The following is a 17,365-nucleotide window of genomic DNA, read 5'->3' as shown; positions in this document are numbered from 1 at the left end:
CGCCGCTGCCCGAGTTCGCTCGATCGGGCGAGACCGCTCACCCGGTGGCGATGATTCTCGTCTGGGCTGCGAAGCCGAGGTCACCTAGTCCGGCATCGACAGCCGCGGTCAGATTCTCGATCGTGGCGGCGAACACCCGGGGGTTCAGCCCGGTTTCCTTCATGACGTCGATGGCCCCGTCCAGGCCCTGGGCGTAGGTGGCGATGGTTGCTTGATCTGTGGTGAAATCGCCGCTGGCAATGGCAGTTACGACCCTCGCCGTCTCACTCTGGAGGACGCGAAGGCGGCAGGCGTCAAGGCGTCGAGGAGGGGCTGATCAACTCCCTGCCCGAGCATGTAGGTCGATGCCTCCACATAGGCGCTGACCGCCGGGACCAGGAACATACCGACAAGTCCTACGTTCAGAACGCTTGCGATCTTGACGTCTCGGGACACCCAGACGGACACCGGGGTCAGCAAGGTCAGGCTCTCGCCGTGCTCGGCCCAGGCCGTTTCGGATCCGGAATAGAGGATCGCCGCCCCCTCGGTGCCGATCTCTGCGGGATACCCGAGGAGACCCGTCCAAGTACTCGGCACCGCGTTCGCCGGCCCAGAGCCCGAGGGAGCGCCGGTGCCCACATTGACGAGCGTGGTGCCGGTCAAATCCGGCACGGGCTCGAGGACCGCGAGGGCGGCGTCGTAGGTGGCGAAGCACGCCAGGACAAGCGGCGCGGCAGCGATGGCGTCGCCGATTTCCCGCATGGGCGCAATCGCGTTGTCGGTCAGTGCGGCTGCCCGGTGGTGCGTGCGGTTCCAGACGGCGACGGTCTTGCCACCGCCGGCGAGTGCCCGTGCGAGCGCCGACCCCATCAGGCCACAGCCGAGCACTGTGACGTCATGCGAGGTGGTCTTGTCCATCTCTTCTCCGTCTCTTCGATGGCGGATGCTCTTCTCCCCCTCTTCGATGGGGGATGCCTCGACAGCACGTTGTCCGCCTGACGCATCCCCCGTTCCCCCGACTACATCGGCAGATCAGGCGAGTCGACTCCGACGACCCGATCTCCGCAGAACACCCGCACCGATTCCGCCGGACCGTGCCCGCCGATGCCGGACGGGCCCCAGAAACTCTGGGCGGAGTCGTCGCCGAGATCGGCGAGCTTCGCGCCGTTGACCCGCACCTCGCCGGACGTGACCCGAGCACCGATCGTTATCGCGCGGTCGGTGTCAACGCCGAACACGTAGGCGTCCAGGCCCGATGGGTGCGCGTTGGCGGCGCGCAGCGCGTCCTCGTCGGAATCCACGCCGTGCACGGAGACGACCGGCCCGAACAACTCGGCCGTCGTACGGTCCGGGTCGGACCCGGTGGCTACCGTCGGCGACAGGAAGAAGCCCGCCAGGCCCGGCAGCTCCCCAGGCTGATCGATTTCGGCGCCGAGCCTGCGCAAGCCCTCGATCCGCTCGATCAGGTTCCGGAAGTGCGGCTCGTTGGAGATCGGGCCGATGTCGGATTCCACGTCGAGCGAGTGCCCGATCCGTAGCCGCGCGATGCGCTCACCGAGAGCCTCGCGCAGCGGTCGCACCAGCCGGTGCGGTGCCAGGACCTTACCCGGCCCCTCGCACCACTGGCCGTTGAGGGTCGTCAGGCCTGCGAGGATCCCGTCGGCGGTCACGTCGAGGTCGGCGTCATCGAGCACGAGCACGGGGTTGTTGCCGCCGAGTTCGAGCTGCAGAACCTTGAAGTCCTCGGCCGCGGCGCGAGCGATGGCCCGACCGGCGCCCGGGCCGCCGGTGAAGGACACTACCTTGACTCGGCGGTCACCCGTGAGCGCGGCGCCGATGCCGCCCGTGCCGTGGACGAGCTGCAACGCGCCCTCGGGCAGTCCGGCGTCGACGAAGCACTCGACGATCACCTGCGCGCTGGCGGGAGCGTGCTCGGACGGCTTGAGCAGCACCGGGCACCCCGACGCCACCGCGCTGGCAATCTTCGCCGCCGGGATGAAGCTCGGGCCGTTCCACGGCGTCAGGATCGCCGCGGGCCCCCAGGGCACCCGGTACAGCCGGACGTCTCGCCCGCCCGCGGCGAGCGCGGTGACACGAGCGATCCCGCGCGCCTCGGCGGCGGCCCCGCGGATTCGGGCCGGGAGGAACGCGGCGAGTTTGCGGGTGGCGGTGATCGTCGTGCCGCTGGTGATCGCGTCGGTGCGGGCGATTTCCTCCAGCCGCTCCTCGACGTTGGCCGCGGCCCGTTCGAGCACCTCGGCCCGCTCGAGCCGGAACTCGTCATCGGCCCAGTTGAGCGCTTCGTAGGCGCGCTGGGCGTGCTGCAGCGCGCGCTCCAGGTCGGCGGGCGATGTGGTCACCATGCGGTGGACCGGCTCGCCCGTGTTCGGGTCGACGTTCCATCCGTCGAGCGTCTGGCAGGACACCCACTCACCGGCGATGTAGCTCACCGGCTGCGCGAGTGACGTTGTCGGCGTCGTGGTGTTCATCGGGCCTCCTCCGCGGTGGGGTTGTCGGAACGGATCGGCATGGCGACGACGATGCGGGTCACCTCGCCGGACTTCATCGCCTCGAAGCCCTCGTTGATCCGGCCGAAGTCGATGACCTCGGTGACCATTTCGTCGAGCAGCAACCGGCCGTGCTGGTACAGCCGGGCGAACTGGGCGATGTCCTCGCGCGCTTGCCCCGAGCCCATGTACGAGCCGATCAGGCGCTTCTCGCTGAAGAAGAAGTCGGACGCGGGCAGGGTCAGCTCAGTGCCCGCGGCAGCGATGCCGACGAGGCAGGCCGTGCCGGTGGGACGCACCACGTCGAGGGCCGCTGCCGCGGTGCGGACGGATCCGACGGCCTCGAAGGAGTAGTCGACGCCGTCGCCCAGCAGGGCGACCACCGCGGCGGCGAGGTCGTCGGTGGCACCGTTCAGGGTGTGGGTCGCGCCGTAGCCGCGGGCGGCACGAAGCCGCTGCTCGTCGAGGTCGATCGCGACGATCGCGGACGCGCCCGCGAGCCGCGCCCCCTGGATGATGGCCGAGCCGACGCCACCGCAACCGATCACGGCCACCGTGGAGCCCGGCCGCACCCGCGCCCCGCGGAACACCGCGCCGACACCGGTGACGACGCAGCACGACAGCAGGCAGCCGACCCGGGTGGACACGCCGTCGGGCAGCTTCACGGCCGCGTTCGCGCGCAGCAGCATGTGCTCGGAGAACGCGCCCAGGTCACCGAGCCGGGCGACCGGTGTCCCGTCGGGCAGGGAGTACGCCGGCCGCGGGCGGCGCCGGATCTCGTCGAGCCGCTGGCACTGGGTCGAACGGGCCGCGTTGCAGTTCGCGCACTCGCCGCACGCCGGGGTCAGCGCACCGGTGACGTGATCGCCCGGACGCAGGTCCGTGACGGCCGAGCCGACGGATTCGACGATGCCCGCAACCTCGTGCCCGACTACCACCGGCAGCTCGGTGGCGACGGTGCCGGTGATGTAGTGCAGGTCGCTGTGACACAGCCCGACGTGGGTGACGGCGATCCGCACCTCGTGCGGCTCGGGATCGTCGACGTGGATGTCGGTCAGGTGCAGGGGTCCGCCCACCTTCGTGAGCACGGCCGCGCGGGTGGTGATCATCGGTTCTCTCCGGTCGAGGTGGCGGGCTTCTTGGCGCTCCAGAAACCCTCGATACCCGCGGTGAACGCGCCGCTGTTCCACGACACGTCGGCCGCGGCGTCCTCCAGGACGAAGGCGCGTTCGATCTCCTCGGACGAGGGCCGCAGCAGCGCCAGGTGCAGGGCGGTGTTGCCGCCCTCCGGCGTCCAGGCGTGGACGAGGTCGATCGCGCGGTCCAGCAGGTCGCCCGGCTCGACGATCTGATCGAGCAGACCTATCCGCAGCGCTTCCTCTGCGCCGATGCGCTCGGAGCCCAGTACCATCCGCATCGCGTGATTGCGCACGATCCGGGTGAGGAGCACGCTCGACGCGTTGGAGATCGTGAGGCCGCGAGCGTTCTCCGGCTGGAAGTACTCGGTCCGCGGGGTGCCGAGGCGCGCGTCGCAGCACAGCGTGATCTCCGAGGCGCCGCCCACCGCGATCCCGTTGATCGCCGCGACCACGGGCACCTTGGTCTCGATCACCGCGCGGGTGACGTCGTGGAAGGTCTCGAAGGTCTCGCGCATCTCGGCGAACGTGGTCGGCGGCGCGCCGAGGTCCTCGCCCGCGCTGAACGCGCGGCCCGTGCCCGTGATCACGATTCCCCGTGCGCGCTCGCCGGTGCCGTATTCGCGGATGAGCGCGGCGAGGCGTAGGCGCATCTCGACGGTCAGAGCGTTGAGCTTCGCCGGGCGCCGCAGCGTGATCACGGCGGTATCGCGGATCACCTCGACGAGCACGTGTTCGGCCGCCAGGTCCGACGGCGCCGCAGCGGAGCCTGCCGGGGGCCGGTCGCGGAGGTCGAAGGTGGTGCCGGGGGCTTCGGCCGCCCTGGCTTTGAGCGCGGGCTTCGACACCCGCTCCGACGGAGTTCGGGGGAAGGCTGCGACGAATTCGACATAACGCGGCACTTTGAACCGCGCGAGCCGCTCCGCGACCCGGCCGATGATCGCTTCGGCCGTCGCCCGGTCCCAGGTGCCGCCCGCCGCGAGCTGGACGAATGCCTTGACCTCCTCGCCGAGCACCTCGTCGGGCTCGGCCACGACCGCGGCCGCGACGACGCGGTCATCGGTTTCGAGCGCTGCCTCCACCTCGGCGCTTGCCACGTTCTCGCCGCCGCGCCGCACCATGTCCTTGATGCGGCCGACCAGGCGGATCTCGCCCCGCTCGTCGGCGACGGCGAGGTCTCCGGTGTGCAACCATCCGTCCCGCAGTGTCCGCGCGGTCTCCTCGGGCCGGTGCCAGTAGCCGAGCATCATCGGCGCGCCGGACACGGTCAGCTCGCCCGGGGTACCCGCGGGGACCTCGGCGCCGTCGGTGTCCACTAGCCTGACGCGCTTGGTCGGCATGGGCCGTCCGATGCTGCCGCTGCCGACGGCCCCGGCATCGTCGAGCGGGCTGATCAGGTCGATCCCGCTCTCGGTCATGCCGAAGAGCTCTCGCCAAGGCGCACCCCAGCGGTCCTCGAGCTGGGCATGCAGCGCCGCGGGGATCGCGGAGCAGAACACCGCGCGCAGATGGTTGTCCCGATCGTCGACGGCGGGCGGCTGCTTGAACAGCAGCGTGGGCATCGATCCGAGGACATAGCAGAAGGTCACCCGGTGGCGCCGCACGTCGGCCATGAACCCCGACGCGGAGAACCGCGGCAGCACCACCAGCGGCGCGCCCGCGGTCAGGGCGAGCACCGTGTTCCACTGCGGATCCATGTACGAGAAGGGCTGCGCCGTGAGCAGCACGTCGTCGCCGCCGAGGCCGGCCGCCCCGGCGCAGCCCCACGCGATGCGGGTCCAGTAGTCGTGGGTCAGCATGCACGCCTTCGGGAATCCGGTGGTGCCCGAGGTGTATTGCAGGTTGGCCAGCGTGTCCGGGGTGATCGCGACATCGGGGGCGGTGGCCGGGAAACTCGCCTCGGCCGCGTCGGCCACGTCGAGGATGCGGATGCCCGCGAGCGCGGCGTCTCGGGAGACCACGTCACGTACCAGCGGGAGGTGCTCGGTGTCGGTGACGATGACCCGCGCGCCGGAGTCGCGCAGCACGAACTCGAGATCGGCCGCGCGGTAGGCCGAGTTGACGGGCACGACGACAGCGCCGGCCTTGAGGACCGCGAACCAGGTGAGCGGCCACTGCGCGACGTTGGGCAGCATGATCGCGACGCGGTCGCCCGGGGCCACGCCGTCGGCCTCGATCAGGCGGTGTGCCAGCCGCGACGACGATACGTCGGCCTGCGCGTAGGTCCACGAAGCGTCTCCGAAGCGCAGCAGCTCGGCGCCGGGGGTGCGAGCGGCGCCGTCTGACAGCAGGCCGGTGACCGTGCGCACCCTGGGCGTCGCCCCCATCTGGTCGTGGGTGACGGCGGGGTGCCGCGGTGTTTCGTCCCTGGTTGTCGTCGCGGTTGTCGTGTCAGTGGACATACTCGATCTCCTGCCGTTTTCTCGATTCATCGACGATCCAGGCCATAGCCGGGTCGTCGCGTTCCATCCACTCGGGGTGCCACTGCACACCGAGGATCGGCGCGCCGGGCACCTCCACGGCCTCCGCGACCCCGTCGGGCGTGCGGCCCGTGACGACAAGGCCCGTGCCGCACCGGTCGACGGCCTGGTGGTGCCACGAGTTGGTGACGACGCTGGCGCCGAAGATCCGCGCGGCCGTGGAGCCGGGTTCAAAGCTCACGCGGTGCTCGGCGTCGCCGTCGGTGGGCGCGGCCAGCGGCGACAAGTGCGGCACCGGGCCGGGCGGCAGGTCCGCGATGAGCGTTCCGCCCAGTGCGACGTTGAGCAGCTGCATTCCCCGGCACACCCCGAGCACGGGCAAGCCGCGGTCGATGGCGGCGCGGGCCAGGGTGAACTCGTATTGGTCGCGTTCGGGGTCGTGCGCGTGGGGATCGAGCCGTGGGTTGACGTCGCGGACAACGGAGGTGTCGCCGCCCCACCGGGCCGGGTGCACGTCCTGCCCGCCGGTGATCACCACGCCGGACAACCACTCACAGGCGTCGAGCGGATCGGCGTCGTAGGGCAGGTGCACGGGCACGCCGCCCGCTTTCGCGACGCGTGTGGCGAAGGCGGCCACGAACGCGTCGACGCACGCCGTGGCGTAGCGGTCGTCCGTTCCGGCGATCAGACTCAGCTGGACGCGGCGGCCGGTGATCCCGACCAGTGGCTTGCCCGTCATGGGAACTCGAAGTAGCGACGGGACTCCCACGCGGAGAGTTCGGCGTACGGGTCGCCGCCCTTGGTGTGGAATTCCATCCATTCCCACCGGCGTGAGGCCACCCAGAAGTCGACGAACTCGTCACCCAGGTACTCGCGGAGCACCTCGTCGCCGTCCAGCGCCGCGATGGCCTTGGTGATCGAGTCCGGGACCCGCTCGACCCCGGTGTCGTCGGGCAGGCACCACGCCATGTCGTCGACCTGCGGCGGGGCCTGCATCCTCCGTTCGATGCCTGCCACCACCCCGGCCAGCACACCGGCCAGGGCGTAGTACGGGTTGACGTCCGAGCCCGGCAGCCGGTACTCGAGCCGCGAGTACTTGGGGTGCCCGACGATGGCCCGCACCGCCGCGGTCTTGTTGTTGACGCCCCAGGAGATGGTCGTCGGTGGTCCGCTGATGTCGACGAGGCGCCGGTACGAGGTGATCTGTGGCAGCGACAGCAGGGTGTTTCCCGCCATCGTCGTCAGCAGCCCACCGACGGCCTGCAGCATCACCTCGGACGGTCCGTCGGGTGCGAAGAACTGGTTCTCACCGTCCCGGTGCAGCGAGAGGTTGATATGCGCGCCCTGCCCGAAGCCTGCGGTCGGCTTGGCCATGAACGTCACCGTCCGGTCCTGCTCGAACGCGACTTCCCGCATCACTTGCTTGGTGCGCACCCAGGAGTCGCCGAGCGCCACCGGATCGGTGGGTGCGAGATTCAGCTCGGTCTGGCCTGCGGCCGCCTCGTCGGTCCACGCTTCCCAGGTGATGCCGAGCTCGTCGAGCCGGTCGGTGACGGCCTCCATGTAGTCGACCCAGTCCTTCGACCTCGCCAGGTGATACGTGGCACCGGTATCCCCACCGAGCGGGGTGAGATCGCGGTAACCGCGGGCCCGCGCCTGCTGGACGGACTCCTCGAACAGTGTCGTTTCGATTTCCACCGCGACCGTGGCGGTGTAGCCGAGCGCCCGCAGTCGCTCGACCAGCCTGCGCACCATATTCCGCGGACAGATCGGTACCGGCCGCCCGTCCCGGAGCCAGTAGTCACCGATGACGGCGCCGAGGCCGGGCTTCCACTCCACCAGCGTGTCCATGTCGGGAATCATCGAGATGTCGTAGAGGTTGCCGCGCCAGTCCGGAAAGGCGTCACCGAACACGAACTCGTCGCCCAGGTCGATCGCGAACAGGATGTCGGCGAAGGCGAAGCCCGACTCCTTGCCGGACGCGAACTTCGCCGGCGTGATGGTCTTTCCCAGGAAGCTCCCGTCGTGACCGGTGGCCTCCAGGCGGATCGCCTTCGTCGGTACTTTCCACGCGGAGCAGATGGATTCCGACGGGGTGAGCTCAGACATCGAAACGAACCTTCCACGAGGCGGCCGTCATGACCGACACCTGCGAGAGCGTCCCTTGGACCCGCAGCCCGGAGTCCAGGGAGGTGAGGAGATAGTCGGCGCCCGTGAACACCCCGGCGAGCGCGTCGGGCGTGCCGACCATGCGGTAGGTCGTCGGGCCCGAGCCGAACCGGGCCTCCTGGGGGCCGTCCGGCCCCTGTGCGACCGCGATGAGGACGTCGGGGATGCCGCGGATGCCGCGGGTCACCTCCCAGAAGCGCTCGGCGGCCTCCTGCCACGAGGGCAGTGGGTGCTGTAGGGCGCGCAGTACACCGTCAGCCAGGTCCGCGTCACCGTCGGGGTCCTGGGTGAGCGCGAAACGGGCTTCGAGGTCGACGACCAGCGTCGCGTCGGCCGGCGCGAAGACGCCGCCGGTCACGGTGACGGCGCCGTCGCACAGCGTGACGGTGGCGGCCTGCGGTGTGTTGTGCGAGCGGACGGCGACCGTCCCGATGCCGCGATCGAACACCTCGGGCAGATGGCCGAGCCGGACCGCGTCGCGCAGGGTCCGGCCGAGCAGCCGGACGATGGGAGTGGCGTCGTCGTCGATCTCGATCGGGGCCGGCGCGCGCTGCGCCGCCGGGCCAGGCGCGATCGTCGGGGTTTCGGTCATTGTCATACCTTTCTTCGGTGGCGGGTGCGGTGCTCTCGGGGCTGCGGGTGCGGCCGTCATTCGAGGGCGGCGTAGGTCTGCGGCCGACGCCGGCGCAGGAGCGGCGACCATGCGAGGCCGCAGGCGAACGCCCCGGCGATGACCGCGAGGAAGACGTAAGCCCCGGTGCGCGACCCGATCAGGAGCTCGAAGTTGCCGATGACGAGCACGAGGATCGCCCCGAGCGCGGCGAGCGACAGGACGGGGGCGACGGTGCCCGTCCACGCCGTAGCCGTGCCGACCTTGCGGAAGTGGACGACGATCGCCGCGGAGGTCAGGGCCAGCAGCACGATCAGCCCGAGGGTTCCGGCGCCGCCGAACCAGGCGTAGATCTCGACGACGGGGTCGAGCCCGGCGATCGCCGTGGCCGCGAGCAGCGTGCCGATCACCCCGGAGGTCAGCAGCGAGGCCACGTGCGGCGACCGGTGCGTGGGGTGCGCCGATCCGAGCGAGACCGGCAGAGCGCCCTGGCGGCCGAGGGCGAACAGGTAGCGGGCCACCACGTTGTGGGCGGTGAGAACGCATGCGAAGAAGCTGGTGACGAGCAGAACCTGCATGACATCGTGGGCGGCCTGCGACAGGTAGCGGGTGGCGAGCCCGGGTGCGAGTCCTTCGGGGTCGTCGGCAGCGAGGTCGACGGCACGCGCGACGCCGAGACCGTTGATCATGGCCCAGGACGAGAAGGCATAGATCAGCGCGATCAGGACGACCGCGATGTAGGTGGCCTTCGGGATCGTCCGGTCGGGGTCCTGGGCCTCGGACCGGAAAACGGCGGTGGTCTCGAACCCGACGAAGCCGAAGACGGCAAACATGATCCCGGTGCCTGTGGCACCGGTGGTGAACGCGTCCCAGGTCAGCGGCTGCGCCGAGAGGCCGTTGTCGCCGCCGCGCAGCACGACGGCGAGGTCGACGAGGGCGACGATCGCGACCTCCGCGATGAGCAACGCGCCGAGCACCCGCGCGCTGACCTCGACGTTGCGGTAGCCCAGGTACCCGATGGCCGCGAGCCCGGCGGCCGCGAGGCACCACCACGGCACCGACACACCGGAGAAGGTCACGAGCACATTGCGCGCGGCAGCCCCGAGGTAGGCCGAGACGGCGACGATGAGCAGCGCGTAGGTCACCAGGGCGAGCGCTGCGGCGCCCAGCCCGGCACCGGTGCCGAGGCCGCGCTGGACGTAGGAGTAGAAAGCGCCCGCGTTGCGTACTTCAGGAGTCATCGCCGAGTACCCGACGGTGAACAGCACGAGCACGATTCCGACGAGCACGAAGTCGACCGGTGTCCCGATGCCGTTCCCCGAGCCGAGCATCAACGGGATGAGTCCGGCGAACACCGTCAGGGGCGCGGCCATCGCCACCACCATGAAGACGATCTGCGGGACGCCGAGTGTCCGGTCCAGGCCGACCGGGACCTCCTGCGCCCGGTCTTCGCTCTGCTGACTCATGCCAACCACTCCATTCTGTGGCGCCTCTCCGCGACCTGAATCACCCGACATCTACGACCGACCGGTATGCATTTCAGGGAACGAAAGACAGCCACCTGCGAATTCTGTGAAACGGAAACGAACGATCAGGAAGGTGGACGGTTTCGGACGCCGACGCCCGCACCAGGTCCGCGCCGCCGCGCCGGGGAGGCTCGGTTACACCCGAGATCGTCGGCCTGCGCTACAGCGCGTCGATCTCCCCGGGCCTCCCGGTGCCGATGACAACGTGGTCCGTGGTGCTCAGCTCGGACACACTGATGCCCTTTCGAGGTGTCCCACGACGTGGTCGGCGACGAGGAGCGCGAGCGCGTCGGGCAGGTGGTGCCCCATTCCGGGAATCACCACGTGCCGTGCATGCGGAATCGCGGCAGCGGTGGCGGTGCCTCCGGACGGCGCGACGATGGGGTCGCGATCGCCGTTGATCACCAGAGTGGGAGCCGTGATGCGGGTGATCTCCGCCGTTCGGTCGCCCGAGGCCTGGATGGCCTGGACCTGCCGGGCGGTCCCTGCCGCAACGTCGCCGGCCGTGCGGTCCCACGTCTGCACGGCGTGGTCCGCTTCTTCGACCTCGTCGATCGGGAACCCGGCACCCGCGAGGTGTGCCGTCATGCGAAGGTGCGCCCGCACGGCCTGCACCCGGTTCCGGGGCGGCGGGGCGGCGATCAACGCGATCGTCGACGCGGCGGCCTGCCCGACCTTCGGATCACCTGTGGTCGAGTACAACGAGGTCAGCGACCTCGTGAGTGCGGGGTAGCGCGCCGCGACGGTCTGCGCGATCATCCCGCCCATCGAGCGCCCGATGAGGTGCGCCGGTCCCCGACCGAGGTGCTCGATGAGCTGCGCGGCATCGGCCGCCATGTCGGCCAGCGTGTACGCGTCCGGACGGGGCCGGGCGAGCAGTTGCCGTAGCGTGCTTGGTGGCGGGGTGATCGCGTAGGTCGAGCGGCCGCAGTCCCGGTTGTCCATCCGGATCACCTGAAAGCCGGTCGCGACGAGCGCGGAGACGAACCGCTCGGACCACATCGTCAAGTCCTCGCCGAGGCCGGCGAGGAGCAGGGCCGGCGGGTCGCCGGGATCGCCGTCGATTCGGTAGCAGACACGCGTGCCGCCCGGGAGGGTGACGAAGCGGTCCTGGGCGTCGTCACGCACGGATCGCCTCCCCTGCGGTCGAGCGTGCACTGTCGTCGGTGGTGGAGCTGAACCGCAGCGCGTCGTCGAGCAGGGGGCCACGGAGCAGCTTGGCGTCCTGCGGGTACGACATCGACATCTGCCACAGGCCGGTGCCCTGCTTCGGGGTGCTCTCGCGGGCCCGTTGCGCGTAGCCCGCGCTGAGGTCCATGACCGGGCGCGTCTCCATGCCGGGATCGGCCTCGACGACGACTCGGTCGTAGCCGAAGGCGTCCATGTGCTTCACCAGGTTGCAGAAGTAGCGGCACAGGATGCCGACCTTCAGCGTCCACGACGAGGTCGTGTAGCCGATGGCGATCGCCAGGTTGGGGATCCCCGAGAGCAGGGTGCCGCGGTAGACGACAGAGTCGGCGAGGTTCACCGGCACGCCGTCGACCGCCAGGTCGATGCCGCCGAGCAGGCGCACGTTGAGGCCGGTCGCGGTGATGATCACGTCGGCGTCGAGGTGCTCGCCCGATTCGAGCTGGATCCCCGACTCGGTGAAACGCGAGATCCGGTCGGTGACGATCGAGGCGCCGCCGGCACGTAGTGCGGCGAAGAAGTCGCCGTCGGGCGACAGACACAGGCGCTGATCCCACGGGTCGTAGGGCGGGTTGAAGTGGGTGTCCACGTCATAGCCCTCGGGCAGCAACTTCTTGTTGATGCGCCGGATCAGCGCGCGACCCAGACGGGGGAACGTGCGTAGCGACTTGACCACGCCCCGATCGATCCAGATGTTGTTGAACCGGGTGATCGCGTAGCCGCGTCGTTCGCCGAAGAGCCGGGTGAACAGGAGCGCGAGGGAATCGACCTTCGGCCACGGCATCACGTACGTGGGGGTGCGCTGGAGCATGGTCACATGAGCGGCGGCGCCCTCACCGGTGAGCATCGACGGGATCAGCGTCACCGCGGTCGCGCCCCTGCCGATCACGACGACCTTCTTGCCCGAGTAGTCATATCCCTCGGGCCAGTGCTGCGGGTGGATGATGTCGCCGCCGAAGTCCTCGCGACCCTCGAAATGCGGGGTGTAGCCCTCGTCGTAGCGGTAGTACCCGGTGCCCGCGAAGATCCAGTTGGCGGTGATGGTCTTGTCGCCGTCGGCGGTGTGCACGTCGATCGTCCAGCGCGCGTCGGCGCTCGACCACTCCGCGCGCTGCACGCCGTGCCCGAGCCGGATGAGCCCGCCCAGGTTGTTCTCTTCGACCGTCTCCTGCAGGTAGTTCCGGATCTTGGGGGCTTCCGCAATGGCGGCGCGGTCCTTCCACGGCTTGAACTCGTAGCCGAAGGTGTGCAGGTCGGAATCGGATCGGATGCCGGGGTACTTGAACAGATCCCAGGTGCCGCCGATATTGTCGCGCCCTTCGAGCACGACGACGCGTTTGCCGGGAAACGCCTCGACGATGTAGCGCGCGGCGCCGATGCCGGAGATGCCGGCACCGATGATGACGATGTCGAACTCCTCGGTTCGTTGCTTCGATGCGTTCATCGTGGGGCCTTTCGGTGGTGGTCACGTCGGTGTGTGATTCCACGGTGACCGCCGCGGCGGCCCGCGCTCTACGCCGCCGTGCCCCGTCCTTCGCGACGCGGTGGTGCACAGTGCACTGCGCGCGCCTTTGAGATGCCGATCACACGGCCTCGTGGTGCAGTGTGTCGCGGCTGGCGCGACACGTGGTTGCACGTCGGCGTAGCGGGCGTCCTCATGGGCACGCCACTGTGGAGGCCACACGAGATCACGGACACTCCCAAGGAGGCGCTGCCATGCGCGACATTCTTTTCGCCGCGGCGGACATCTGGATGATCGTCGTCGGATTCATCTGCGGCGTGAAGTTCATTCGGCGCCATCACAACTATTTGATTGGTCTCGAATGGATCATCATGGCCGTCTCGGGGACCAATTTCCTGCTCTACGGGGTGACCAAGTCCGGCACCGATTCCCCGATGTACCACATCGCCTTCTTCTTGGACGCGTTCTCGCGCTCGATCGGGTTCACGCTGATCCTGGTCCTCGGGTTGCTGGTCGTCACGCACAGGTACAAGCCCACGCTCGGCGTCGAGGTGGGCGCGTTCGCCCTGGCCGCGATCCTCGGGTTCTTCCTGTCCGAGTACGCCGAGGAGATCGGCACGCCGGGCAAGGTGTTCTTCTTGATCACCGCGCTCGCGACCTCCGGCTTCCTGTGCTACTTCGCGTGGCGCCTCTGGGAGCTCGGCGAACGCGCCCACGCCGCGTGGGCGGCGTGCGCCACCGCGCTGAACGTGGTCGTCGCCTCGATCTACGACTTCTGGCGAATTCCGGGCGACGACGCCAACCACACCCTCTTCTACACCCTCGCGCTGTTCACCTGGGGCCTGGCGATGCTCGTCATCTACCGGGCGTATACGGCCTTCGCTGCCCACAACAAGCGGGACGACGCACACCTCGATCCGACCGCCGCCTCCCCCGTCCGAGGAGCTGAAATCGCATGAGCTCTACCGCGAACACGACCTACACCACCTTCACCGGGTGGGTCGATCCGCCCACCGACATCCGACCACCGCTGACGGAGAACTTCACCTGCTCCGTCGCGGTCATCGGCGGCGGGCTCGCGGGCATGGCGACGGCGCTGCGACTCGCGGAGCGTGGCGTCGACACCGTGCTGCTGGAGTCGGACTTCTGCGGGCACGGTGCGGGCTCGCGCAATGCCGGCCAACTGGCGAGCGCGCCCGGCGGCGACATCCAGCTGCTGAATCTGCTCTACCGCAAGGGCATGCCAGCGATCATCCGCCTCACCGAGAACGCCGCCGGCCACGTCGAGAGCATGATCGAGAAGCTCGGCATCGACTGCGACTACGAAGCCGTCGGCAACGTCTTCGCGGCCGTCTCGCGCGGACAGCTGGGACGCACGCGCCGCATCGCGAAGATCCTCCGCCGCGCCGGTGCCCACGTCGAGGAGGGCACGGCACGCGAACTGGGCATCCCGCACGGCTTCCTCGGCGGCATGCGCGAAATCAAGGGCGGAATCATGAACCCCGGCAAGCTCCTACGTGGCCTTCGCAGCGCGGTGCTCGCCTCGACCGTGCGGGTCTTCGAGCAATCAAAGATCGTCGACGTCGTTCGCGGCAATGGCGGCGTCACTGTCGAGACACCCGGCCGCGTGATCCTGGCGCAGAAGGTGGTGCTGGCCACGAACGCCTATGCGGGCGAGTGGGACATCACGCCGAAACGCCTATCGTCACCGATGTGGGTGACCGAGGTCGAAACCGAGCCGATCTCCCCGCAACGTCTCGCCGCGCTCGGTTGGACCAGCCGATCCGGACTCATCACACAGCACAACATCATGGAGAACTACCGACTCACCGCACGCAACACCATCGTGTTCGGCGTCCGCCAGATCGAGCGTGCCGCAAGCTATCCGCTGCCCGAACGCCATCCCGACCCGGCGGTGGTCGCCGACCTCGCGAAGGCATTCGCACGACGCTTTCCGCCGCTGGCGGACGTCGCGATCGACCGCGCCTGGGGCGGGTGGATCGGGATCACCTCGACTTGGCTACCGGTGGCCGGCACGGTCGGCGACGACGTCTACTACTCCCTGGCCTGCAACGGCCACGGACTCGCCCAGGCCACCTACGTCGGGGCCCTCATCGCCGATCGGATCGCCACCGGCATCACCCCGGACGATCTGCGCACCATCTGGGTCGACGAACCGAAATTCGGCCACGCGGTGCCGATGATCATGGGGAGGATCGGGCTGCGCGCGGCATGGACCGCAGACAGGTTCAACGACATGATCAACGGCAGCAAGCGCCACGCGCGCGAGGGATTCGCCACTGCCGCACGTGGCTTCACCGCCCCCGCGTAGCGCATTGTGCTGCGTTCCTGATGCCGGAACGACGGGTGCGAGGTCGGCGGCGCCGGTGTCGCGACGGAAGTCGCCGCTTCCAAAGCCGAGCCGGGAAGTTGGCTGTGCAGAGGCGGTCGTTACCTGCGGCAAATAACGCGTGACGGTCCACATGCATTCACAAGTGCCCAGGCAAGTCCCGAACAAGCAAGCATCCCCTCAGTACGACGCCCGGCCACCGCTGGCGTCGTAGACGGCGCCGGTCGAGAAGCTGAGCGCCTCCGAGCACAACCATGCGACGAGTTCCGCGATCTCCTCGGGCCGTCCCATCCGGGCCATGGGGGTCAGGCTCTGCGACCGCGCGAGAATCGCCGGGTCGGTGCCGGCATTCATCGGGCTCTGCACCGCGGCGGGTGCCACCACGTTGGCCAGGACACCGGTCTTGGCGACCTCCTTCCCGAGTGATTTCGTCAGCGCGATCACGGCCGCCTTCGACGCCGAGTAGGCGCTCTGGTTGGGATTTCCATCCTTCGCGGCGATGCTCGCCAGATTCACGACCCGCCCCCAGCCGGCGTCGGTCATGGCCGGCACGAATGCGCGGCAGAGGAGGAATGTCCCGTCGACGTTGATGCGGAACGTTCGGCGCCAGTCCCCGAGGTCGACGTCCACCAGAGGAGCGGACGGTCCCACGACGCCGGCGCTGTTGACGAGGATGTCGACACGGCCGAGCCGGGCGGCGAGCTTCTCGACGGCGTCGGCATCGGTGACGTCGAGGTGTTCGTCGGCCCCCGTGGCGACGTCGGCGGTGACGACGCGGACCCCAGCGTCGGTGAGGCGTTTCGCGCACGCCGCGCCGATTCCGCTCGCGCCGCCGGTGACGAGCGCGGTGGCGCCCTCGGGATACGTGGACATGGCGGTTTCTCCTCGCGACTGTGTGCGCATTAGTCTTGTTCTATGTGCGAAATCGGTTTGATCCGTGTCGCACTGTGTATGAATTGGAATATATGGGCTGAGCAACACTCGTCAAACTCGCCGAAGGGAATCCGATGGAGATTCGCTGGCTGCAAGCGTTCGTCGCCGTCGCCGAAGAACTGCATTTCGGCAGGGCTGCCGCGCGCCTCCAGATGGCCCAGTCGCCGCTGAGTCAGACGGTGCGCAAACTCGAGAAGGACATCGGCGTGCCGCTGTTCGAGCGGAGCACCCGCAGTGTCGCCCTGACGTCGGCCGGCCATACGTTTCTGCCGCACGCCTACCGCATTCTCGAGAGTGTCGACATCGCGCGGCAAGCTAGCCGCGCGTCCGCCGGGGGCGTGTACGGCCGGATCAAGATCGGCTTCACGGGCGTGCTCAATCACCTGTCCCTGCCGCCACTCACCCGCGCGCTCCGGCAGCGCTATCCCGACATCGAACTCACCCTCGTCGGGCGCATCATGACTCGTGAAGCTCTCTCTCAATTAGATAGCGGCGCACTCGATCTCGCGTTCGTCGGACTTCCCGTCGAGACGGCTTCGGTGTCCACCCGATTGATCCGCCGCGAGCCATTCGGGGCGGTGCTTCCGGCGGACCACCCGCTCGCGTCCGAGCAGGAGATCGACCTATGCGACCTGGCCGACGACGGGTTCGTCACGACACCGCTGTCGGCCGGCTCGGCATTGCAGGAGGTCGCGATGCGGGCCTGCGTTGATGCAGGGTTCCGTCCCCGCGTAGTGCAAGAGATCACCGACCCGTACATGATCCTGATGCTGGTGGCGACGGGTGTCGGCGTGGCGCTCATGACGTCGGGCATTGCAGCGCTCACGCCCCCGGGCACGGTGTTCGTGCCGCTCACCGGCGAGCCGATCTACATGAATCACGGACTCGCGTGGTCGCCGCGTCGGGTATCCGACGCGCTCCGGGTGGCCCTCGCGGTATCGGAGGATATTCTCCCCACCCCCGATTAGGACATTTTCGATCTATATCTAAGACTTTTTTTGCGCTGGACTGCGCATAGTCTGCCATGACACGCTCGTCACGGTCCGGAACTTCGTGTGAGGTGGATCACCTCCGAACAAGCGCTT

The 17,365-nt window shown here is 68.9% G+C and carries 15 protein-coding genes; 3 read left to right on the top strand and 12 right to left on the bottom strand.

The annotated features are described in order from the left end of the window. Positions 1–37: 37 nt before the first annotated feature. The 11 genes from HYG77_RS40700 to HYG77_RS21635 form a co-directional block, all read right to left on the bottom strand. Complete coding sequence (locus HYG77_RS40700) at positions 38–163, bottom strand: hypothetical protein (protein ID WP_280123273.1); 126 nt, start codon at positions 161–163, stop codon at positions 38–40. Between the two features lie 83 nt (positions 164–246). Continuing rightward, positions 247–897 carry an NAD(P)-binding domain-containing protein gene (locus HYG77_RS21680; RefSeq protein ID WP_208960572.1) on the bottom strand — a complete coding sequence of 217 codons (651 nt, stop codon included), beginning with the start codon at positions 895–897 and terminating at the stop codon, positions 247–249. A 101-nt stretch (positions 898–998) separates the two neighbouring features. Beyond that, positions 999–2,468, bottom strand: coding sequence for an aldehyde dehydrogenase (locus HYG77_RS21675; protein ID WP_208960571.1), 1,470 nt, complete (start codon positions 2,466–2,468; stop codon positions 999–1,001). Further along, positions 2,465–3,595 (bottom strand): Zn-dependent alcohol dehydrogenase, encoded by a 1,131-nt coding sequence (locus HYG77_RS21670; RefSeq protein ID WP_208960570.1) that lies wholly within the window; start codon positions 3,593–3,595, stop codon positions 2,465–2,467. The genes HYG77_RS21675 and HYG77_RS21670 overlap by 4 nt, the downstream gene beginning before the upstream one ends. After that, on the bottom strand, positions 3,592–6,024 hold the full coding sequence (locus HYG77_RS21665; RefSeq protein ID WP_244373021.1) for an AMP-binding protein: 2,433 nt from the start codon (positions 6,022–6,024) through the stop codon (positions 3,592–3,594). Before HYG77_RS21665 ends, HYG77_RS21670 begins: the two co-directional genes overlap by 4 nt. Continuing rightward, positions 6,014–6,781: a gamma-glutamyl-gamma-aminobutyrate hydrolase family protein gene (locus tag HYG77_RS21660; protein ID WP_208960569.1), complete on the bottom strand. Its 768-nt coding sequence runs from the start codon at positions 6,779–6,781 to the stop codon at positions 6,014–6,016. The genes HYG77_RS21665 and HYG77_RS21660 overlap by 11 nt, the downstream gene beginning before the upstream one ends. After that, complete coding sequence (locus tag HYG77_RS21655) at positions 6,778–8,151, bottom strand: glutamine synthetase family protein (protein WP_208960568.1); 1,374 nt, start codon at positions 8,149–8,151, stop codon at positions 6,778–6,780. The genes HYG77_RS21660 and HYG77_RS21655 overlap by 4 nt, the downstream gene beginning before the upstream one ends. Continuing rightward, positions 8,144–8,803: a hypothetical protein gene (locus tag HYG77_RS21650; RefSeq protein ID WP_208960567.1), complete on the bottom strand. Its 660-nt coding sequence runs from the start codon at positions 8,801–8,803 to the stop codon at positions 8,144–8,146. The genes HYG77_RS21655 and HYG77_RS21650 overlap by 8 nt, the downstream gene beginning before the upstream one ends. 56 nt (positions 8,804–8,859) lie before the next feature. Beyond that, entirely contained in the window at positions 8,860–10,287 is a 1,428-nt protein-coding gene (locus HYG77_RS21645; protein ID WP_109333099.1) for an APC family permease, read from the bottom strand. Positions 10,288–10,566: 279 nt separating this feature from the next. Beyond that, positions 10,567–11,475 carry an alpha/beta hydrolase gene (locus HYG77_RS21640; protein WP_208960566.1) on the bottom strand — a complete coding sequence of 303 codons (909 nt, stop codon included), beginning with the start codon at positions 11,473–11,475 and terminating at the stop codon, positions 10,567–10,569. Next, complete coding sequence (locus tag HYG77_RS21635) at positions 11,468–12,979, bottom strand: NAD(P)/FAD-dependent oxidoreductase (RefSeq protein ID WP_208960565.1); 1,512 nt, start codon at positions 12,977–12,979, stop codon at positions 11,468–11,470. The genes HYG77_RS21640 and HYG77_RS21635 overlap by 8 nt, the downstream gene beginning before the upstream one ends. Positions 12,980–13,251: 272 nt before the next feature. Between HYG77_RS21635 and HYG77_RS21630 the strand changes: the two genes are divergently transcribed. Together HYG77_RS21630 and HYG77_RS21625 are read left to right on the top strand one after the other, a co-directional pair. Beyond that, the gene (locus HYG77_RS21630) at positions 13,252–13,956 is read left to right on the top strand and encodes a transporter (protein WP_109333103.1); all 705 of its coding nucleotides are present in this window, start codon (positions 13,252–13,254) and stop codon (positions 13,954–13,956) included. Further along, a complete protein-coding gene (locus tag HYG77_RS21625) occupies positions 13,953–15,329 on the top strand; it encodes an FAD-binding oxidoreductase (RefSeq protein ID WP_208960564.1) in 1,377 nt (458 codons plus the stop codon). The genes HYG77_RS21630 and HYG77_RS21625 overlap by 4 nt, the downstream gene beginning before the upstream one ends. 198 nt (positions 15,330–15,527) lie before the next feature. Here HYG77_RS21625 and HYG77_RS21620 read toward each other — a convergent pair whose 3' ends face one another. Continuing rightward, positions 15,528–16,220 carry an SDR family NAD(P)-dependent oxidoreductase gene (locus HYG77_RS21620; RefSeq protein ID WP_208960563.1) on the bottom strand — a complete coding sequence of 231 codons (693 nt, stop codon included), beginning with the start codon at positions 16,218–16,220 and terminating at the stop codon, positions 15,528–15,530. A 134-nt stretch (positions 16,221–16,354) separates the two neighbouring features. On the opposite strand from HYG77_RS21620, the gene HYG77_RS21615 reads away from it, so the two are divergent. Next, entirely contained in the window at positions 16,355–17,248 is an 894-nt protein-coding gene (locus tag HYG77_RS21615) for a LysR family transcriptional regulator (RefSeq protein ID WP_208960562.1), read from the top strand. Positions 17,249–17,365: the final 117 nt, after the last annotated feature.

Origin of the sequence: Rhodococcus sp. ZPP, from assembly GCF_017656075.1 — a bacterium.
GTDB classification, from domain to species: domain Bacteria; phylum Actinomycetota; class Actinomycetes; order Mycobacteriales; family Mycobacteriaceae; genus Rhodococcus_F; species Rhodococcus_F oxybenzonivorans.
This window is presented reverse-complemented; position numbering and strand designations above follow the sequence as displayed.